This is a genomic window from Nonomuraea sp. NPDC001699, from assembly GCF_053596455.1.
In genome coordinates, this window is the sequence record NZ_JBSFGF010000034.1 from 15,637 (window position 1) to 33,939 (window position 18,303).

Below are 18,303 nucleotides of genomic sequence, written 5' to 3' on the forward strand. Positions count from 1 at the left end.
CTACAGCACATCGGCGGCCGCGGCACGGCACTCGTCGAGTGTGACCTCGGCCAGGGCCTCCCGTACGGCGGGCACGCTCGTGGCGGACATCGACAGGCTGGTGACGCCGAGCCCGACCAGGACGGGAGCCAGCCGGGGGTCCCCGGCCGCCTCGCCGCAGACGCCGACCGGCTTGCCCGCCTCCTGCCCGGCCCGCGCGCACGCGCCGACCAGCCGGAGCAACGCCGGCTGCCACGGGTCGAGCAGGTCGGCCAGCGCGGCGTGCTGCCGGTCGGCCGCGAAGGTGTACTGGGACAGGTCATTGGTGCCGATGCTGAGGAAATCGACGTGTTCGAGCAACTCGCGTGCCATCAGGGCGGCGGCGGGCACTTCGATCATCACGCCGGCGCGGGTCACTCCGTGTGCCCTGGCCCGGGAGGCGAACGCGGCGGCCTCCTGCCAGGTGGTGACCATCGGCGCCATGACCCACACCTCCGCCGACGGGTGCGTGGCGGCGGCGCGGACGATGGCGTCGAGCTGGGTGTCCAGGACCTGGGGCAACACCCGGTCGACGCGTAGCCCGCGGATGCCGAGCGCCGGGTTGTCCTCCTCGGCCAGGCTCAGGAAGGGGAGTGGCTTGTCGGTGCCCGCGTCGAGTGTGCGGACGACGACCTTGCCGCCGCGCGAGAAGACCGCGGCGTAGGCAGCCTCCTGCTCCTCCAGGCTGGGTGCGGTGCGCCGGTCGAGGAAGAGGAGCTCAGTACGGAAGAGCCCCACCCCTTCCTCACCGACCGGGTCAGCGGCCGAGCCGATGTTGCTCATCAGCGGCACCGCGTGCCCGTCGGCGGTACGGCCGGGGCCGCGGGCGGCCAGCAGGCGTGTCCTGGTGGACTGGAAGGCGTCGCGGATCTCGGTGACCTCGCCTGCGGTGACGTCCCGCCGTACGGTCCCGAGAGAGCCGTTGACGGCGATCAGTTCGCCGTCGGCGAGTGCTCCGGCGGCCGGGCAGGCGACGACGGCGGGGATGCCACGGGCCCTGGCCAGGATGGCGGTGTGGCTGGTCGGTCCGCCGCGCCGGGTGACGATGGCCAGCACGGAGGAGTCCAGCGTGGCGGTGTCGGCGGGTGACAGGTCGTCGGCGACCAGGATGTACGGGTGGCCGGGCTCGGGCAGTCCGGGCATGGGCTGCCCGAGCGCTGCGGCGACGGCCCGGTGACGCAGGTCCTCCAGGTCGGCGGCGCGTTCGGCGAAGTAGCCGCCGAGGTCGAGCATGACCTTCTCATGGGCGGAGAAGGCCCGGTCGAGAGCGTGGGCGGCGTCCAGGCCCTCGGCGGTGAGCCGTTCGGCCTCCTGCCGCAGCTCCGGGTCCTCGACCATCATGATCTGGGCTTCCAGGATCTCCGCCGCTTCGCCGATCGCCCGGCCGCGGAGCTGAAATGCCACTGTGGAAAGCGCCTCCGCGACGTTGAGCACCGAGGAACCAGTGAGTGTGGGAGGCCCGGCCATCCGGGCCACGGGTCCGGCGATCAGGCCGGGGCTCACCCCGATGCCGGTCAGCCGCTCACTCATCGTCGAGATCCCTTGCCAGTAGCGTGGTCAGCACGTCGAGAGCGTGCTCGGAGTCGGAGCTCAACGTCACCACGGTGCCATGGGTCGCGCCCAGCGACAGCACGCCGAGCATGCTGGTCGCGGGCACGCTCTTGGCGCCGGAGGCGATGCGCACCGGAACCCCGAGCTGCTGCGCCGCCTGGACGAAGATCTTCGCAGGGCGGGCGTGCAGGCCGCTGCGCGAGGCGACGGCCACGGTCCGTTCGGACATTCTCAGCTCCCCGGCTCGATGGTGACCTTGATGGCCGCGCCGCGGGCCACCAGGTCGATCGCGTCCAGGACGCGGTCGAGGGGCAGCCGGTGGGTGATCAAGTCGGAGACCGGCACGGCCCGGGACGCGATCAGCTCCAGCGCGGCGGCGTTGTGCGCGGGGGAGGACCCGTTGGCGCCGACGATGGTCAGCTCCCGGTAGTGCACCAGGTTGGAGTCGATCGAGGTGATCGGGTTGTCCTTGGGCAGGCCGCCGAAGAAACTGATGCGTCCCTGGCGAGCGGCGATCCGGACCGCGGACTCCTGGGCGGCGCCCGAGGCCGCCGCGGTGATCACCACGTCGGCGCCGCGTCCGCCGGTGAGCTTGAGCACCTGCTCCTCGACGTCGCCGTCGATGGCGACGTCCGGGTGCACGATCTCGGCGGCCATCGCGAGCCGCGCCGGGTTGACGTCGACGAGGAAGACCCGCGCCGCGCCGCGCGCCCTGGCCAGCCGCACATGCAGGCAGCCGATCGGGCCCGCGCCCATGACGACCACGTCGTCGCCCTCGCCGACCCTGGCCAGTTCCTGCCCGTTGAGCACGCAGGCCAGCGGCTCGGCCACGGACGCCTCGGCGAAGGAGACGTTGCCGGGGACGCGGTTGACGCCGTTGACGGCCAGGACCTTGTCAGGGATCGCCATGTACTCGGCGAATCCACCGTCGTAGTGGTAGCCCATGGACTCCTGGTTCGGACAGACCGTCATCCGGCCGCGCTTGCACTCGGCGCACACCCCGCAGGGGATCGCGGCGATCACCTGGACCCGCTCGCCAGAGCCGACGACCTCGCCGGCGATCTCGTGCCCCATCACGCGCGGCGGCCTGATGTGGTGGTGCCCGTGCTGGTAGATCTTGTTGTCGGTGCCGCAGGTGGAACAGTTCACCACCCGGATGACCAGGTCACCCACCGGCATCGGGGCCTCTTCGATGCGGATGTCTCCGGGGGCGTGGAATCGGGCGACCTTCACGACAGCTCCTTCAGAATGGTCTCGACGTCCTGCGCCTCGCGCAGCGTCCTGGCCCGGTCGGGGTCGAGCAGGACCTCGGCCAGCTCGGCCAGCAAAGCGACGTGCCCGTCGCCGAGGGCGGCGATGCCGACGCAGAGCACGACCCGCTCGCCGTCCCAGTCGACGCCGTCCGGGAAACGTACGACGCAGATGGCGTCACGGTTGATGTGCTCGCGCGAGAGGCCGTGCGGGATGGCCACGCCCTCGCCCACGTACGTGGAGATCGACTGCTCGCGATCGAGCATGGCCTGGACGTACGGCTCGGCCACCGCTCCGGTGGCCACCAGAAGGCGACCGCACTTCTCGATCGCCTCCTCCCGCGAGGCCGCACTCTCGTCGAGGAGTACGGCACGCGGCTCCAACACCTCACGCACCGACCGTTCCACCCTTCTTGATGGTGTCGACGAGCCTGGTGACGGCGGGATCCCCGAGGAAGATCTGGAAGGAGATGACGACCTTGCCGGGTGCGATGGCCCGGGCGCGTTCGGCCAGTCCGGCGTGGGTGACGACCACGTCCGCGTCCGCGGGGATCTCGTTGACGGGCGTGTGGGCCACCTCCACGCCCGTGTCCTTGAGTTGCTTGCGCAGAGTGCTGGCGAGCATGACGCTGCTGCCCATGCCGGCGTCGCAGGCGACGACGAGTTTGCGGATGTCCTTGCTCTCGATGGTGCTCACTTGGCCTCCAAGGGCTCAGGCTCGGGTGCCTCGGCCTTCTCGCCCCTGCCGAACCCGAGCAGGGCGGACGCGACGGCGAAGGTCACCCCCGCGGCGATGAGGATGCCGAGCAGCACGCCGAACCAGTCGCCCTTGGGGGTGACGGCGATGTAGGCGAAGATGCTGCCGGGCGAGGGGGTGGCGACCAGACCCGAGCCGGTGACCAGGAAGGTCGCGACACCGGCGGCGCCGCCCGCGATCATCGCCAGGATCAGGCGCGGCTTCATCAGGACGTACGGGAAGTAGATCTCGTGGATGCCGCCGAAGAAGTGGATGATGATCGCGGCGGGGGTGCTGGGGCGCAGGGCGCGCGGGCCGAAGAAGAAGAACGCCAGCAGCAGGCCGAGCCCGGGGCCGGGGTTCGACTCGATCATGAACAGGATCGACTTGGTCTGGGCGGCGGCCTCGGCGACACCGAGGGGGCCGAGCACGCCGTGGTTGATGGCGTTGTTCAGGAACAGCACCTTGGCCGGCTCGACCAGGATCGAGGCCAGCGGCAGCAGGCCGGTCTCGACCAGCCAGGCCACGCCTTGACCGGCGACCCGGGTCAGCGCCGCGACCACCGGGCCGACGCCGAGCATGCCGGCGACGGCCATGATGCTCGCCACGATGCCGGCGGTGAAGTTGTCGACCAGCATCTCGAAGCCGGCCTTGGTGCGGTCCTGGACGAGGCCGTCGACGAGCTTGATGACGTAGGCCGCGAGCGGGCCGATGATCATCGCGCCGAGGAACATGGGGGTCGTGCCCTCGGGTGTCGTGACGCCGACCACGACCCCCATCGTGGCGACCGCGCCGACGACCGCGCCGCGCTGGCCGTGGACCATCCGGCCGCCGGTGTATCCGATCAGGACGGGCAGCAGGATGCTGATCATCGGGCCGACGAGCTTGGCGAGTGTCTCGTTCGGCAGCCATCCGGTGGGGATGAACAGCGCGGTGACCAGGCCCCAGGCGATGAACGCGCCGATGTTCGGCATGATCATGCCCGCTAAGTAGCCGCCGAGGCGCTGGACGTTGGCTTTCACCCCGGTTCCGGTAACCGGGGGAGTGTAGGTGTCGGCCATCGGTTTCTGCTCCTCTTAGTGAAGGGGGTGGAGAGGATCGGGGGGGTGGATGACGACGGTGTCGTGGTTGATGTGTTCCGGGCCGGGCATCCGGCTGCCGGGCAGCGCGACCGCTGCCGCGCCCCAGGCCAGGCCGGTGGCCAGGGCCTCGGGTCCGTGTGCGCCGGCCGACAGGAAGCCGGCGAGCAGCGCGTCCCCCGCGCCGACCGAGCTGCGGGGTTCCGCGTGGGCGGTGCCGTACCAGATGCCGTCGTGCTGGAGCAGGAGCGCGCCGTCGGCGCCGAGGCTGGCCAGGACGGTGCGCGCACCCGAGGCGCGCATCTTCTCGGCCGCTTCGATGGCGTCACCCAGGCAGGTCAGGCGCATCCCGGTGACCTCGGCCAGCTCCTCCCGATTGGGCTTGACCAGCTCGGGACCGGCTTTCAGGGCGGTCTGCAGCGCCGGGCCACTGGTGTCGACCGCGACGCGCAACCCCGCGGCGGCGAATGATCGGCACATCGACGGGTAGACCTCGGCGGGCATGTACAGGGGCAGGCTGCCGGACAGGACCACCCAGTCGGCCACGTGCGCGGCGCCCAGGACGGCCTGCGTGACCAGGGCGAGCTCGGAGCCGTTCAGTGCGGTGCCGGGCTCATTGATCTTGGTGGTGGTGCCGTCGGGTTCGGCGAGGGCGATGTTGGAGCGGGTGCAGCCCTCGATCGGGACGGTCACCATGTCCAGGCCCTCGGCGGTCAGCAGGGCGATGATCCGTTCGCCTTCACTTCCCCCGTACGGTACGACGGCGCGCGAGGCGACGCCGTTGGCCAGGAGCGCGCGGGAGACATTGACGCCCTTGCCGCCGGGATCCAGCCGGGCGGCGGCGGCCCTGATGACGGTGCCGCGCTCGAGTTCGTCGATCTCGACGGTCCTGTCGAGGCTCGGGTTGAGGGTGACGGTGAGGATCACGTGCGGATCACCTCGGGCCCGGCGGCGGCCAGCCGGGAGGCTAACCTGAGGTCGATGCCGGTGTCGGTGATGATGACGTCGATCTGCGCCAGTGTCCCGAACCCGGCCAGGTAGGTTCCGGTGAACTTGGTGTGGTCCGCGAGCAGCACGCTGCGTTCCGACGCCTCGATCATGGCTCGCTTGATGGCGGCTTCCGCCGGGTCGGGCGTGGTCAGCCCGTGCTCGACCGAGCAGCCGTTGGTCGCGATGAACGCGACGTCGGCGTGCAGGTGCCGCAGCGGTTGCAGGGCCAGGTCGTCGACCGTGGCCAGGGTCTTACCGCGCACCCTGCCGCCGAGCATGATGACCGTCAGGTTCGGTCGCGTCACCAGCGCGGTGGCCAGCGGCGGGGAGTTGACGATCACTGTGAGCTCGCGGTCGGTGGGCAACACGTGGACCAGGCGTCCGGTGGTGGTGCCGGCGTCGATGATCACTGAGCCGTCGTCGGGGAGTTCGGCGAGCGCGGCCTTCGCGATGCGCTCCTTCTCGCCGGTCATGACCTCGTCGCGGGCGGCCAGGCCTGGCTCGAAGCCGAGGCGTTCGACCGGGATCGCTCCGCCGTGGACGCGGCGCAGGACTCCTGCTCGCTCCAGCACCGTCAGGTCGCGCCTGATGGTCTCGGTGGTGACTTCCAGCTCTTCCGCCAGCCGTACGACATCGACACGTCCGGCTTCGCGGGCTCGTCGGAGGATCTCCTGCTGCCGTTCCTCGGCGTACATGATGTTGATTTGCCTCCGTTTCATTTGGTTTAAGCTTTGTTTAGATGAGATTGAGTGGTGGGTCAAGGGCGTGCGAAGCCCCGGAGCAAGGTCTAGGGAAACTGCTAGTACTTGCGCGACCGGGGCGTCAGACGGCGGGCAGAGCCGGCCGTATGATCGTGCCTCCACCTGGTGCGGGCCGACGCCGACACCGCGCCGCCATAGTTGTCCACGATCTGCTTGACGATGGCGAGCCCGAGCCCCGAACCGGGCATCGGGCGGGTGGCTGCAGCGCGGTAGAACCGCTCGAAGACATGGGGAAGGTCGCCGGGACCCTGGTCGCGGACGGTCAGCATGCTGCTAGGCAAGCCGAGGCCAGGACACCTGCGCTCTGCGGCCAGCCGTCGATCCGATCATCCGCCGATGCCCGCTTGACCACGACTTGAGCGCCCCGCTTCACCGCTGCTTCGATCAAGGGCGCGATGAGGCCATGAGGCTTCTTCGCTGACCTGCCAGTGTGATCAGGATGGGACGATCAAGGTGCTCAGCAGAGCCAGGGCTTCGGCGGAACGGGATCCTCGCGCGGCTGGTTGTGCGATCAGGTGTTGACCGGGGCTGCTGGTGATCGGAAAGACCTCGGTTTTCAGATGTAGTTCACCGACGTCGGGCTGGAAGAAGTGGCTGCCGTAGGGAGTTACGCCGCGTGGTTCGGGCCCGGCCCAGAGCCTGCGGAAGTCCGGGCTGGCGATCGACAGTTCGCCGACCAGTTCGCGTACGGTGCGGTCGTCGGGTGCCTGATCGGCCGCCCGGCGTAGTTCCCGCACGGCGGCCCGGGCGGTGAGGGACCAGTCGCGGAAGAACTCGCCGCCGACTGGATCCAGGAAGACCATGCGCAGCAGATTGTCGCCGAAGACGAAGCGGCCGTGGAGCGCGGTGGCCAGCGGGTTGCGCAGGAGAACGTCCAGGGACCGGCCCAGAACGTAGGCGGGAGCCACGGTCCAGTCGTTCAGCAACGCGTGTACGTCCGCGCTCACCCGCTCCACCTGGATCGGCCGCCGCCGTTGTGACGTGGGGCGTGCGAGGCGGTACAGCGTGACCACGGCGTTGCCGTTCAGCTGCAGGGCACGGGTCAGGCCCGCCAAGGTCTGGTGAGTCGGACGGAGCTCGCGCCCCTGTTCCAGGCGGACGTAGTAGCCGAGGCTCAGCCCGGCCAGCCGGGCGACCTCGTCGCGCCGCAACCCCGGGACCCGGCGCCGGCCTTGCACGGCCGGCCCGGCCTGGTCGGGCTGTAGCTGTGCGCGGCGGGCGCGCAGGAAGTCCCCGAGCCGGTTGTTGCGCTCGTTGTCCATGGCCTCGAGATTAGGGGCGAATCCGGGCTCTGTCGGCGTTGGAGAGGGGGTGGGTTACACCCAGGTTGGCGGCGATCGGGCCGTCAACGCGGAGGGGCCGGAAGCAGGTTCGCGCTCGTTAGGATTGCTCTGCGATGACCTACTCTCAGCTCGACCTCATGGCGCCGGTCCTGTACGGGCGGCAGAGGGAGAGCCGATTGTTCGCCCGGCTCCTCGGGCGCGTCCGCGAGGGTCACGGCGAAGCGCTGATCCTGCATGGCACGCCCGGAATCGGAAAGACGGCCCTTCTGGACCACCTGCGGGCGCAGGCGACGGATTTCCGTACCCTGTGGACGGCGGGAGCCGAGTTCGAGATGGACTTCACGTTCGCGGCGGCCCATCAGTTGTTCGCCCCCTTGGTGGATGAGCTCGGCCAGGTCTCCTCCCAGCTGCGAGAGGCCGTGGAAAAGGCCTTCGCCTTGCGCGACGGCGATCCAGACAGTCGCGTGGTGGGGCGCGGCCTTGCTGCATTGATGGCTCAGGCTGCCGGTGAGCGGCCTCTCCTGTGCGTCATCGACGATGCGCAATGGCTGGATCCGGCCTCCGCGCACGCCCTGGGCACGATGGCCGGGGACCCGGCGGCGCGCACCCTCATGGTGTTCGCCGTCCGGGAGCCGGCGGAGCGCCCGGAGCTGACAGGTGTGCCCGCACGGCACATCAGCGGGCTGACCCGTGCGGCGGCTGCCGAGTTACTGGCCTCCCCACGGCAGATTCCCCTGGGCCCGCGAGTGCGCGGCCGCGTTCTCGCTGAGGCCGAGGGCAATCCTCGAGCGCTCCTCCAGCCGCCCTTCCCCGCGGACATCATGAGACGGGCCCCAGGTTCCGGCTCCCAGGAACGGCAGCCCGTCGACGGCGATCCGCTCAGCGGGCTGGGCGCCCTGCCAGCGGGCAGCCGGACCGTTCTGCTCGCGGCGGCGGCCGATCCCACGGGTGATCCCGTCCTCCTTGAGCGCGCCGTGCAACGGCTGGGCGTGGGCGGGAGGGTGATGGGCGCCGTGGTGTCGGCGGGGCTGCTGGAGATCTCCGGCCCGGTTCGTTTCCGGCCCTCGGCGATCCGGCCGGTGATCTACCAGGAGGCGGCGCCCGCGGCAAGGCGGGCGGTGCACCAGGCTCTCGCCGAGGTCATCGAGGCCAAGCGCGACGCGTACTGGCGCGCCTGGCATCGTGCACTCGCGACGCTCGGCCAGGACGAACAGGTCGCGGCCGAGCTCGAATCCACGATCGATCAAGCTCGGGCCGGTGGTGGGGCGGTGGCGGCGGCAGCGGGCTTGACGATGGCCGCCGTGTTGACCTCCGACCCCCGCCGCCTCAGCAGGCGTGCACGCGCCGCGGCTCGCCTGAGAAGGGAACTGGGCGATCTGGATGGCGCCCTGAGGCTGCTGGATCTGGTGGAGCCGCAGCAGGCTGATCCGGAGGCGGCGGTGGAGCGGGCCGGGATTCAGTTCGCGATCAAGCCGGACACGACAACCTGCCGTGATCTCCTGCGGGCGGTTCGCGCGCATCCCGGAAATGCGGGTGAGAGCCTGCTCGAGGGGTTCGGAGTGGTGATCTCATCGGGCCGGTACGCACCCGCGTGGTGGGGCATCGGCATGGCACAGGCCGTCGGGCCGAGCGCGGACCCTCTCCTGTTGGCGTTGGCGACACGGACCTTCGACGGCCACACGCCCGCCTCGCCCCTCATGCGACTGGCCGTCGAGACCCGTCACCCTCCGGCGCACAAGCTGACGGCCCTGGCCGCGCTCGACCTCTGGGACTTCGGTCAATGGCGGCGGCTCACCGAGCTCCGGGTGGAATCAGCCCGAAGGTCTGGAGCTCTTCCCGACCTCGTGGACGGGCTGAACGAGCTCGTCCTCATCGACATCTACGCGGGCGATCCGGCAGCGGCCGGGAAACACCTCCAGGAGAGCCACCTCGCCCTGGCGGCGATGAACCGGGTGTCCATCTCCTGGGGGGATCTTCTGCATGTCGCCTGGACGGGCGGCACGATCCAGCCCGAATTCGTGCTCAAGGCGGCGGCACGCGCTCGCGCGGGCAGGCAGATCACCCTCGCCGAGTACGCCCAGGCTGTGCGGCTGAACGGCCTGGGCCGCCATGACGCCACGCTGGCGGTTCTGCGAACCGCGATCGAGCTGGACGAACCCGGCCTGACGCCGTTCGTGGCCACGGAGTTTCTGGAGGCCGCGGCCAGGACGGGACGCCACGACCTGGCCGCGCCCGTCCTGGAACGGCTGCGACAGCACGCTGTGACTACGGGTACCGACTGGGCGATCGGACTGCACGCCGTCGCCAAGGCGCAGCTGACGACCGGGCCCGCCGCCGAACCCTGGTACCGCGAGGCGGTGGACCGGCTGTCCCAAATGCCGGCGGTAACCTGCTTGGCCCGTACCCGGCTCGTCTATGGAGAGTGGCTGCGCCGGGAAGGGCGCAAAGGCGAGGCGGCAGCCCATCTGCGGGCGGCGTACCAACTCCTGACAGCCGCGCGAGCGGGCGCGTTCGCCGGGCGGGCGGCACGCGAGCTGAGAGCCGGCGGCGAGAACCTGGAGGGCGTCAGACGCCCCACCTGCCTGACGCCGCAGGAAGAGAACATCGCCCGCCTGGCCGCGGCGGGAGCCACCTCCAAGGAGATCGGTCTTCAGCTCTTTCTGAGCCCGCGCACGGTCGATGCCCATCTGCGTGGCGTCTTCAAAAAGCTTCACCTCACCTCTCGCAGACAACTCAAGGAGATGGAGTTCTGAGCGGCGATGCCCGTGGCCGAACGGCCCGAGGAATGATCCTTCCCAGACGGGAGGCCGCACAGGTCGCAGCCCACCTGGAGAGGGCGCGACCGGGCCACGGAGGCGCCCTGGTCCTGCATGGCGAAGCCGGTCTGGGCAAGAGCGTCCTGCTGGAGACGGTCCTGGGCTCGGCCGCAGAGGCCCGGATCCTGCGGGCGAGCGGCGCAGAGTTCGAGCGGGAACTGGCCTTCACCGCTCTTCATCAGCTCTGCCTTCCCGTGCTCGACCTGCTCGGGCGGATTCCCGCACCGCAGGCGAGGGCCCTGCGGGTGGCGTTCGACCAGGAGGCCGGTCCCGCGCCGGATCGGTTCCTCATCGGCCTGGCCGCGCTCAGCCTCCTGTCGGAAGCGGCGACGCACGGCCCGGTGATCTGCGTGATCGACGACGCGCAGTGGCTGGACGCAGGCTCCGCGCAGGCGCTGGCATTCGTCGCGAGGCGCATCCAGGCCGAGCCCGTCGCCGTGCTCATCGCCACACGCGATCCTGAGGCCGTACCCGCGCTGGCCGTACTCCCTCGTCTCCTCTTGACCCCGCTGACCGACGAGGAGGCCACGACATTGCTGACGCAGACGCTTCGTGCCCCGCTCGAAGGCGAACTACGCCGGCAACTCCTCGCTGAGGCACGGGGCAACCCGCTGGCGCTGGTGGAGCTGCCGAGATCGTACGGACCGGCGGGCTTGTCCGGCACCCCCGGCCAGCCGGTCCCGGATCTGATCGAGCGCGAGTTCCACGAGCGCCTGAGCGCGCTCCCGGAGCGCACCCGGCGACTGCTGGTGATTGCCGCCGCCGAGTCCTTGGGTATCCCTGGGGTGCTCGAGCATGCCGCTGGCCTGCACGATCTGACACTCGCCGACGCCGAGCCGGCCGAGAGCGCAGGACTGCTGGAGATCGATTTCCGGATACGGTTCCGTCATCCGCTGGTGCGTTCGGCGATCTACCGGCTGGCCACCGAGACCGATCGCAAGCGCGCTCACCACGCGCTGGCCGAGGCGTTCGAGGCTGACGGCCACCGCGACCGGAGGGTCTGGCATCAGGCGCAGGCCGCGTGGCATCCCGACGAACAGCTGGCCCTGCGCGTGGAGCAGGAAGCGGACAAGGTACGCCGGCGTGGGGGCGTGGCGGCCGCCGCCGCGTTCCTGGAGCGTTCTGTCACGCTCACTCCCGACCCCGCCAGGCGAGCCGAACGAGCGGTGCTCGCGGCCCACGCCCAGCACGAGTCCGGGGCATCCGATGACACCGACACCCTGCTGGAGCTGGCCGATCGCGGACCGCTCACCGACCACTGGCGAGCCCGTCTGCTCCGGCTGCGCGGGCAGATCGCTTTCGCACTGCAACGCGACGACATGGCGCCTGCGTTGCTGCTGAAGGCCGCCGAGCAGGTGGCGCCGCTGGATCCCGCACTCGCGCGGGAAACATACCTGGAGGCGCTGTGGGCAGCGACGGGTGCCGAGCGCAACGGGAACGCTCTGGGGATCAAGGCCGTGGCGGCCGCCATCCGGCGCGACTCCAGGGTGCCGGCCGTACCGCTCGCCTCCGACCACCTCCTCCGCGGCCTGGCCACGCTGTTCACCGAAGGTCAGGGCACCGCGGTACCCCTGCTCCGCGCCGCCGTCGACGGGTTCGGCGGTGCGGCCGACCCACGCTGGCTTCCGGTCGCGTGCCGAGCCGCTTGGGACCTGTGGGACGAGGAGGCGCTGGATCACCTCGCCACCCGATGTGTGCGGCTCACGCGTGCGGGCGGCATGTTGAGCCTTCTTCCCCTGGCGCTCAACTTCCAGGCTGTCGCGGCGACGTACGACGGCCGGTTCGCCGAAGCCGGCGCGATGACGGAGGAGGCGCACGCCATCACCGAGGCCATCGCCGGGGCAGCCACCCCGTACGCGGCGATCGTCTTGGCGGCCTTCCAGGGGGACGTGCGGAGGGCGGGTGAACTCTTCGGTACCTGCCTGAGTGCCGCCGCAGCAGGGCAGGGAGGGTTCGTCACGATCGTGGAGTACGCGACGGCGGTGCTGCACAACGGCCGGGGAGATCACCAGGCGGCGCTGCCGCCCGCTCGGCAGGCGGGTTCGCGCAGCCGGTTGTTCTGGAGCGCGGCCGCGTTGCCCGAGCTGGTGGAGGCGGCGGTCCACATGGGAGAGACCCGGCTGGCCGCCTCCGCCGTGGACGAGCTCGCCGAACTGACCGAGGCGTCGGGCACCGACTGGGGCCTGGGCGTCCTGGCACGAAGCCGCGCCCTGCTCGGCGGCGCTCCGGATGAGCTGTTTCAGGAGGCTCTCGCCCGGCTCGGCCGGTGCCGGGTGGGCGTGCACCTGGCCCGCACCCATCTGCTCTACGGCGAATGGCTGAGCCGTACCGGGCAGCGTGGGCAGGCGCGTACCCAGCTCCGCCAGGCCCACACGATGTTCGACGGCATGGGTGCGACCGGATTCGCCACTCGCACCGCCCGTGGGCTGCGCCGCCTCGGTGAGCACCCGATCCGCGCCACGAAGCCGGCCATCGACGTGCTCACGTCGCAGGAGGCGCACATCGCCCGGCTGGTGGCCGGAGGCAGGACCTCCAAGGAGGTGGCCGCCGAGCTCTTCCTCAGCCCCCGTACGATCGAGGCCCATCTACGCAACGTCTTCCAGAAGCTGGGCATCACCTCGCGCAGGCACCTGCGCGACATCGACCTGTGAGCGTGACGGATCGGCCCGTCACGCTAACGGCGCCTACTTCTGGCCGAGGAGCTGGAACTCCCAGGCCAGAGCCGGCCCGAAGCTGCCGCCATGCGCGAAGAATATCTCGGCCATCCCCGGCGCGGTCTCTTGCCTGGCCCAGTCGCGCTGCCATTCGCCGAGCATGGTGATCGCAGCCGACGGGATGACGCCGGCCTGAATCATCCGCTGGACAGCCCGTTCGTGCGCTTCCATCGACGTGGCACCGGACGCGTCCGTGACCGCGATGACCCGGTACCCGTCCGCCATGGCGTGAACCGCGGGAAAAGCCACGCAGATGTCGGTGTACAGGCCGGCGATGACCAGGTCCTTGCGCCCCGTGGCCGCCACCGCCTCCACGACCCGTGGATCCTCCCAGCTGTTCTGCGTGGTGCGATCGATCGGTGTTTGCTCGGGGAAGACGTCCTGCAACGCGCGCAGGAGATGACCACCACGCTCGGCGACCACGGTCGTCAGAATGGTGGGGATGCCGAAGAGCTTGGCGGCCTTGGCCAGGGCGAGGGTGTTGTTGATCACGATTGTGGCGTCATGGCTCTGCAGGCCGGCGAACTGTGCCCCCTGATGGTCGATCAGCAGCAGAACTGCGCTTTCGGGGGTAGAGAGCGCTTCCAGGCCGATGTACGGGTGAGCAGTCACGTGCGTCTCCTTCCGAGCGACGATGTGATCTTCGCATCGGCGCCGGACCTTCGCCTCCGTGAAAACTACCTAATCTTCCGCTGTCGGCGCGGACCGCCCGTACCTGCCGGATCTAGGTATGTTTCGCCGATGTCCTCAGGGCGAGCCCTTGGCAGGCTGTCTTGCTTCGGCCACCCGAACAGGAGGCGCCCATGAAGGCTTTGGTCGCGCACGCGTACGCGCCGTTGGAGGACCTGTCTTTCGAAGACCTACCGGTCCCCGTCCCCGGCCCGGGACAGGTACTGCTCCGGACCGAGGGGGCGGCACTGAACGCGGCCGATGTGAAACTGGTGACCGGGGCGATGCGCGACATCATGCCGGTCACCCATCCGTTCGTGCCCGGGGTGGACGTGACGGGTGTCGTCGAGGCCGTGGGCCAGGACGTCACCAGGTTCGCCGCCGGCGACGCCATCCTGGCCTGGAACGGCGCCCGGTTCGGCACTCTCGCCGAGTACGCACTGGTCGATGATGACTTCTCCAGCGCACGGCGTCCCGCGGAGCTGTCGGTACGGCAGGCGGCAGGTCTGCCCACCGGCGCGATGACCGCGTCAGCACTCGTCACGGCCGCGAAGCTGTCACCCGGCATGAACGTTCTCCTCGTCGGAGCCGCCGGTGGGGTCGGCTCCTTCCTGGTGCAACTGGCCAGGCTGGCCGGAGCACGCGTCATCGCCACGGGGAGGGCAGAAGACGAGCACTACCTCGCCGGCCTCGGCGCCGCCGTGGTCCTCGACTACGCCCGGGCTGACCTGGCCAAGAAGGTGGTCGCGCTGACGGAGGGCGGCGTCGACGTGGTGCTGGACGTGACCAACGCGGGGCCGGGTCTTGCTCGTACGGCCGCCGCCGCCCGTCCGGGTGGCCTGATGGTGTCGCCGCTGGGTGGTCCGGCCCGGTTTCCCCGTGCGGTGAACGCGGTCTACACCGGGACCGCCGCGGCAGAGGCTGGGCGGCTCGAACTCCTGGCCCGCCAGGTGGTGGACGGCGCGCTGCGCGTCCCCATCAGCACCGAGTACACGTTCGCCGAGGCCCGTCAAGCGCTCATCGACTTCCGCGAGCGCCACGTCCGGGGCAAGATCATCATCACTTTCTGAACGGCGGAGACGACATGATGGACGCTGCACAGGTGACCTTCGCCAGCCGGAACGGGCCGCTGACGGAGCGGAACGTCACGAAAATCGCGGGCGGGATCCGGATCTGCGGGATGGTGGCCAGATGAGCGGTGGCACACCTTTGGGGGACTTCTTGCGCGCGCGCCGCGAGGCACTCAAGCCCCAGGACGTGGGGCTGCCGGAGTACGGGCGCCGACGGGTCAAGGGGCTCAGGCGTGAAGAGGTGGCCATGCTGGCCGGGATGAGCAGCGACTACTACGTGCGGTTGGAGCAGGGACGCGAGTCCAGCCCGTCCGCGCAGGTGGTCGAAGCGGTGGCCCGCGCGCTGCGCCTGGATCCGGCGGCCACCGACCATCTGTGGCGGCTGACCCAGCCACCGGCGGCCCGTACCTGGAGCCGGGTCCATGGCACGACGGTCAGCCCGCAGCTGCTCCAGCTCATGGACGGCTGGTCATCGTCTCCGGCGTTCGCGCTGGGCCCGGCCCTGGACATCCTGGCATGCAACACCTGGCCGACGCGTTGCACGAGGGGTTCACCCCCGCCGACAACCTGGCCCGCATGGTCTTCCTCGACCCTGCCGGACGTGACTTCTACCAGGAATGGGAGCGCGCCGCGCACTCCTGCGTGGCCGAACTGCGCGCCGCCTTCGGTCACGATCCGCAGGCCGTGCGTCTCGGCGAGGTGGTGGAGGAGCTGTCGGCCGGCAGTCCGGAGTTCGCCGCGTTGTGGGAGCGCCATGACGTGAAACCCAAGACGCAGGAAGGCAAGCACCTGCGCCACCCACACGTCGGCGACCTGCACATCCAGTTCTCGGCGTTCACCGTCAACGGCGCCCCTCACCAGCAGCTCGTCGTCTACCAGGCCGAGCCCGCCTCGGACACCGCCGCGGCGTTCGAACGGCTACGGGCGCGAGCGGACCTGGCGATCGGCCAGGCTGACGGGCCGCGAGCGCCGGGTTCCTAGGTAAGGCGCTCCCAGGAAATCCGCGACCTTCTTCCGCGGCGCTGACCTCGGAAAACTCCTTCGTGTCAGGAAACTACGGCACGAAGGACACCGCAATGACCACGTGGTTCATCACCGGAGCATCCCGAGGGCTGGGTGCCGAACTCGCCCGCGCCGCCGCCGTCGCGGGTGACAACGTCGTGATCGCGGTACGCGAACCGGCCCGCGTACCGCGAGATCTCGCCCAGGCGAGCAACGTCCATGCCGTTGCTCTCGACGTCACCGACGGCGCGGCCGTCCCCGCCGCCGTCCAGGCCGCCGTCCACCGGTTCGGCACCGTCGACGTGCTGGTCAACAACGCCGGCCGTGGCCTGCTCGGCGCCCTGGAGGAGATCACCGACGCCGAGGCCCGCTCGCTGTTCGACCTGAACGTCTTCGGGCTCGTCGACATGACCCGCGCCGTGCTGCCCGTCATGCGCCGTCAGAGCTCCGGCAAGCTCGTGCACATTGGCTCCCGATCCGGCTTCGAGGGGGAGCCGGGGGTGAGCATGTACTGCGCCTCGAAGTTCGCGGTGGCCGGGATCAGCGAGGCGCTGTCGAAGGAACTGGCCCCGTTCGGCATCCAGTCCATGGTGGTCGAGCCGGGCGTGCTGCGTACCGACTTCCTCGACGCCAGTTCGCTGTCGCTGGCCGCGAACAGGATCGCCGACTACGACGGCACCCCCGCCCACGGGACGCTCGACTGGGCCGCGACGGCCAGCCACACCCAGCTCGGCGACCCGGTCAAGAGCGCGGCGCTGATCTACCACGTGACCACGCAGGACACGCTTCCCGCGCACCTGTACCTCGGACCCGACACCATCGACCGGCTCCAGGTCAAGCTCGGCCAGATTCACGATGACCTGAACGCGTGGTCGGACCGATCGGCCGCCACCGCCCACGACGACGTCGACGCCTGATCCGCGCACCACTTCGCCCCGCCGAAAGAGGTTTCGTCATGCCTGTCCTGCTCACCGGTACCCCGCTGGCCGGCCGTGTGGCCGTCGTCTCCGGCGCATCCAGCGGCATCGGCGCCGCCACCGCCCGGCGCCTGGCCGGACTCGGGGCCAAGGTCGCCGTGCTCGCCCGGCGCAAGAAGCAGCTCGACGCGCTCGTCGAGAGCATCCAGGCCGCCGGTGGCCCCGCCTTGGCGCTGCCCGTCGACGTCACCGACCGGGACGCCGTCCACTCTGCGGCCCGCCAGGGCGCCGCGGAGCTCGGCCAGGCGGACCTGGTCTTCAACAACGCCGGTGTCCAGCTCGTCTCTCCCATCACCGACCTGCGTCAGGACGACTGGCAGCGGCAGATCGACCTCAACGTCACCGGCGTGATGAACGTCATCGCCGCCTTCCTGCCGCACCCGCTGCCGCGTAGACGTCGATCATGGGCACGAAGCGGCTCCTTGCATGGAGGCGAGAGGATGGATGGGTGGTGCTCGGCGGCGGATGAGCGCTCTCCGGTCTTGGGGTGATCGCGGAGTTCCTGCGCGCTTGTCGGCACCGCTCTACTGGTTGGTGCCGAGCAGGTCGTAGGCGGCGAACCAGAGCGTGTAGGGGTTGGCCAGGTCCGGGTAGATCTCGCTCATCCTGGCGATGAGGTCGGCCGGGGTGGAGCTGTCGGCCAGCGCGGCCTCGAAGTGGGTGATGTAGCGGCGGCTGTCGTCGATCTGGCGGCGCGCGTCGTCGTCGACGGCCGAGGGGTGGCGATGGCCCGCGACCAGAGTGGTCGCCTCCAGCGTCGCGACGTCGTCCAGGGCGCGCAGCCAGCTCACTCGAGAGTCGGGGGTTGAGCCCATCATCCACATGTGCGTCTGGTTGTAGACCACGTCCCCGGCCACCACCAGGCTCAGGTCGGGCACGTGCAGGACGGTGGAGTGCACGGTGTCGGTGGTGCCGACCGGGATCACCGTGGCGAAGGAGGCCCCGATGGGGATGGTCGTGCCCTCCAGCGGCGCCGGGACGACGGGCTTGTCGGTGAGCTGTCCGGGGAAGAACCGGCCCCAGATCTCCAGCCAGCCCGGCGAGACCTGTTCTTGCATCGCCGCGATCGACTCGGCCAGCGCGACGGGCTTGACCGCGGGGAAGGCCGCCATGATCTCGGCCAGCCCCAGCAGGTGGTCGGAGTGAGGGTGGGTGATGTAGACATGGTCGGGCTCGCGGCCGTGCGTGCTCACCCAGGTCGCCAGGTCGCGCGCTTCCTGCTCGGTGATGAGGCAGTCGACCAGCAGGGCGCCGGAGTCGTCGCTGATCAGGGTCGCGGTGGACGGCGGCCAGGTCGCCGGGCCGGCGGCTTCCTCAAATCCCGGGATCGCGCTCGGGATCGGCTTGGGGTCCACCACGAACACGTCGAATTCAAGGCTCATCGGGT

19 protein-coding genes and 1 pseudogene are annotated in these 18,303 nt (G+C 70.2%); 7 read left to right on the forward strand and 13 right to left on the reverse strand.

Going from position 1 to position 18,303, the window contains the following annotated elements; genetic code table 11:
• From ptsP to ACWCSU_RS48230, 10 genes are all read right to left on the reverse strand, one after another.
• The gene (ptsP, locus tag ACWCSU_RS48185; RefSeq protein ID WP_449943300.1) at positions 1 to 1,548 is read right to left on the reverse strand and encodes a phosphoenolpyruvate--protein phosphotransferase; all 1,548 of its coding nucleotides are present in this window, start codon (positions 1,546 to 1,548) and stop codon (positions 1 to 3) included.
• On the reverse strand, positions 1,541 to 1,798 hold the full coding sequence (locus ACWCSU_RS48190) for an HPr family phosphocarrier protein (protein ID WP_449943302.1): 258 nt from the start codon (positions 1,796 to 1,798) through the stop codon (positions 1,541 to 1,543). The genes ptsP and ACWCSU_RS48190 overlap by 8 nt, the downstream gene beginning before the upstream one ends.
• A gap of 2 nt (positions 1,799 to 1,800) precedes the next feature.
• Positions 1,801 to 2,802: a zinc-dependent dehydrogenase gene (locus ACWCSU_RS48195; protein ID WP_449943305.1), complete on the reverse strand. Its 1,002-nt coding sequence runs from the start codon at positions 2,800 to 2,802 to the stop codon at positions 1,801 to 1,803.
• Positions 2,799 to 3,215: a PTS sugar transporter subunit IIA gene (locus ACWCSU_RS48200; RefSeq protein WP_449943308.1), complete on the reverse strand. Its 417-nt coding sequence runs from the start codon at positions 3,213 to 3,215 to the stop codon at positions 2,799 to 2,801. The genes ACWCSU_RS48195 and ACWCSU_RS48200 overlap by 4 nt, the downstream gene beginning before the upstream one ends.
• Positions 3,208 to 3,516 carry a PTS lactose transporter subunit IIB gene (locus ACWCSU_RS48205; RefSeq protein ID WP_449943311.1) on the reverse strand — a complete coding sequence of 103 codons (309 nt, stop codon included), beginning with the start codon at positions 3,514 to 3,516 and terminating at the stop codon, positions 3,208 to 3,210. Before ACWCSU_RS48205 ends, ACWCSU_RS48200 begins: the two co-directional genes overlap by 8 nt.
• Positions 3,513 to 4,616 carry a mannitol-specific PTS transporter subunit IIC gene (gene mtlA, locus ACWCSU_RS48210; RefSeq protein ID WP_449943314.1) on the reverse strand — a complete coding sequence of 368 codons (1,104 nt, stop codon included), beginning with the start codon at positions 4,614 to 4,616 and terminating at the stop codon, positions 3,513 to 3,515. Before mtlA ends, ACWCSU_RS48205 begins: the two co-directional genes overlap by 4 nt.
• A 15-nt stretch (positions 4,617 to 4,631) precedes the next feature.
• Positions 4,632 to 5,561, reverse strand: a complete 930-nt coding sequence (pfkB, locus tag ACWCSU_RS48215; RefSeq protein ID WP_449943316.1) for a 1-phosphofructokinase — start codon at positions 5,559 to 5,561, stop codon at positions 4,632 to 4,634.
• Complete coding sequence (locus ACWCSU_RS48220) at positions 5,558 to 6,319, reverse strand: DeoR/GlpR family DNA-binding transcription regulator (protein ID WP_449943452.1); 762 nt, start codon at positions 6,317 to 6,319, stop codon at positions 5,558 to 5,560. Before ACWCSU_RS48220 ends, pfkB begins: the two co-directional genes overlap by 4 nt.
• 104 nt (positions 6,320 to 6,423) lie before the next feature.
• Entirely contained in the window at positions 6,424 to 6,666 is a 243-nt protein-coding gene (locus ACWCSU_RS48225) for an ATP-binding protein (protein ID WP_449943319.1), read from the reverse strand.
• Positions 6,667 to 6,819: 153 nt separating this feature from the next.
• Positions 6,820 to 7,647, reverse strand: a complete 828-nt coding sequence (locus ACWCSU_RS48230; protein ID WP_449943322.1) for a helix-turn-helix domain-containing protein — start codon at positions 7,645 to 7,647, stop codon at positions 6,820 to 6,822.
• 134 nt (positions 7,648 to 7,781) lie between these two features.
• On the opposite strand from ACWCSU_RS48230, the gene ACWCSU_RS48235 reads away from it, so the two are divergent.
• The gene (locus ACWCSU_RS48235) at positions 7,782 to 10,421 is read left to right on the forward strand and encodes an AAA family ATPase (protein WP_449943323.1); all 2,640 of its coding nucleotides are present in this window, start codon (positions 7,782 to 7,784) and stop codon (positions 10,419 to 10,421) included.
• 32 nt (positions 10,422 to 10,453) lie between these two features.
• On the forward strand, positions 10,454 to 13,135 hold the full coding sequence (locus tag ACWCSU_RS48240) for an ATP-binding protein (protein ID WP_449943325.1): 2,682 nt from the start codon (positions 10,454 to 10,456) through the stop codon (positions 13,133 to 13,135).
• Positions 13,136 to 13,168: 33 nt separating this feature from the next.
• Here ACWCSU_RS48240 and ACWCSU_RS48245 read toward each other — a convergent pair whose 3' ends face one another.
• Positions 13,169 to 13,810 carry a hydrolase gene (locus ACWCSU_RS48245; RefSeq protein ID WP_449943328.1) on the reverse strand — a complete coding sequence of 214 codons (642 nt, stop codon included), beginning with the start codon at positions 13,808 to 13,810 and terminating at the stop codon, positions 13,169 to 13,171.
• A gap of 191 nt (positions 13,811 to 14,001) precedes the next feature.
• Here ACWCSU_RS48245 and ACWCSU_RS48250 point away from each other — a divergent pair, with 191 nt between their 5' ends.
• Both ACWCSU_RS48250 and ACWCSU_RS48255 read left to right on the forward strand, forming a co-directional pair.
• The gene (locus ACWCSU_RS48250) at positions 14,002 to 14,937 is read left to right on the forward strand and encodes an NADP-dependent oxidoreductase (RefSeq protein ID WP_449943330.1); all 936 of its coding nucleotides are present in this window, start codon (positions 14,002 to 14,004) and stop codon (positions 14,935 to 14,937) included.
• 121 nt (positions 14,938 to 15,058) lie between these two features.
• A pseudogene (locus tag ACWCSU_RS48255) lies at positions 15,059 to 15,253 on the forward strand (helix-turn-helix domain-containing protein); the annotation flags it as partial.
• Here the strand turns inward: ACWCSU_RS48255 and ACWCSU_RS48260 are convergent.
• Entirely contained in the window at positions 15,211 to 15,396 is a 186-nt protein-coding gene (locus ACWCSU_RS48260) for a hypothetical protein (RefSeq protein ID WP_449943333.1), read from the reverse strand. The pseudogene ACWCSU_RS48255 and the gene ACWCSU_RS48260 sit on opposite strands and share 43 nt — an antisense overlap.
• Positions 15,397 to 15,453: 57 nt before the next feature.
• Here ACWCSU_RS48260 and ACWCSU_RS48265 point away from each other — a divergent pair, with 57 nt between their 5' ends.
• The 3 genes from ACWCSU_RS48265 to ACWCSU_RS48275 all read left to right on the forward strand — a co-directional run bounded on the left by ACWCSU_RS48265 (position 15,454) and on the right by ACWCSU_RS48275 (position 17,407).
• Positions 15,454 to 15,918 carry an MmyB family transcriptional regulator gene (locus tag ACWCSU_RS48265; RefSeq protein WP_449943336.1) on the forward strand — a complete coding sequence of 155 codons (465 nt, stop codon included), beginning with the start codon at positions 15,454 to 15,456 and terminating at the stop codon, positions 15,916 to 15,918.
• Between the two features lie 95 nt (positions 15,919 to 16,013).
• Complete coding sequence (locus ACWCSU_RS48270; RefSeq protein ID WP_449943339.1) at positions 16,014 to 16,856, forward strand: SDR family NAD(P)-dependent oxidoreductase; 843 nt, start codon at positions 16,014 to 16,016, stop codon at positions 16,854 to 16,856.
• A 38-nt stretch (positions 16,857 to 16,894) separates the two neighbouring features.
• On the forward strand, positions 16,895 to 17,407 hold the full coding sequence (locus ACWCSU_RS48275; protein ID WP_449943341.1) for an SDR family oxidoreductase: 513 nt from the start codon (positions 16,895 to 16,897) through the stop codon (positions 17,405 to 17,407).
• A gap of 33 nt (positions 17,408 to 17,440) precedes the next feature.
• On the opposite strand, the gene ACWCSU_RS48280 is transcribed toward ACWCSU_RS48275, so the two are convergent.
• Entirely contained in the window at positions 17,441 to 18,298 is an 858-nt protein-coding gene (locus tag ACWCSU_RS48280; RefSeq protein ID WP_449943344.1) for an MBL fold metallo-hydrolase, read from the reverse strand.
• Positions 18,299 to 18,303 lie beyond the last annotated feature (5 nt).

Excerpts from the sequence above, each read along its gene's own strand:
- ptsP (WP_449943300.1), bottom strand. The coding sequence starts at position 1,548 with ATGAGTGAGCGGCTGACCGGCATCGGGGTGAGCCCCGGCCTGATCGCC.
- ACWCSU_RS48190 (WP_449943302.1), bottom strand. The coding sequence starts at position 1,798 with ATGTCCGAACGGACCGTGGCCGTCGCCTCGCGCAGCGGCCTGCACGCC.
- mtlA (WP_449943314.1), bottom strand. The coding sequence starts at position 4,616 with ATGGCCGACACCTACACTCCCCCGGTTACCGGAACCGGGGTGAAAGCC.
- ACWCSU_RS48220 (WP_449943452.1), bottom strand. The coding sequence starts at position 6,319 with ATGTACGCCGAGGAACGGCAGCAGGAGATCCTCCGACGAGCCCGCGAA.
- ACWCSU_RS48230 (WP_449943322.1), bottom strand. The coding sequence starts at position 7,647 with ATGGACAACGAGCGCAACAACCGGCTCGGGGACTTCCTGCGCGCCCGC.
- ACWCSU_RS48235 (WP_449943323.1), top strand. The coding sequence starts at position 7,782 with ATGACCTACTCTCAGCTCGACCTCATGGCGCCGGTCCTGTACGGGCGG.
- ACWCSU_RS48240 (WP_449943325.1), top strand. The coding sequence starts at position 10,454 with ATGATCCTTCCCAGACGGGAGGCCGCACAGGTCGCAGCCCACCTGGAG.
- ACWCSU_RS48250 (WP_449943330.1), top strand. The coding sequence starts at position 14,002 with ATGAAGGCTTTGGTCGCGCACGCGTACGCGCCGTTGGAGGACCTGTCT.
- ACWCSU_RS48260 (WP_449943333.1), bottom strand. The coding sequence starts at position 15,396 with ATGAGCTGGAGCAGCTGCGGGCTGACCGTCGTGCCATGGACCCGGCTC.
- ACWCSU_RS48265 (WP_449943336.1), top strand. The coding sequence starts at position 15,454 with ATGCAACACCTGGCCGACGCGTTGCACGAGGGGTTCACCCCCGCCGAC.
- ACWCSU_RS48270 (WP_449943339.1), top strand. The coding sequence starts at position 16,014 with ATGACCACGTGGTTCATCACCGGAGCATCCCGAGGGCTGGGTGCCGAA.
- ACWCSU_RS48275 (WP_449943341.1), top strand. The coding sequence starts at position 16,895 with ATGCCTGTCCTGCTCACCGGTACCCCGCTGGCCGGCCGTGTGGCCGTC.
- ACWCSU_RS48280 (WP_449943344.1), bottom strand. The coding sequence starts at position 18,298 with ATGAGCCTTGAATTCGACGTGTTCGTGGTGGACCCCAAGCCGATCCCG.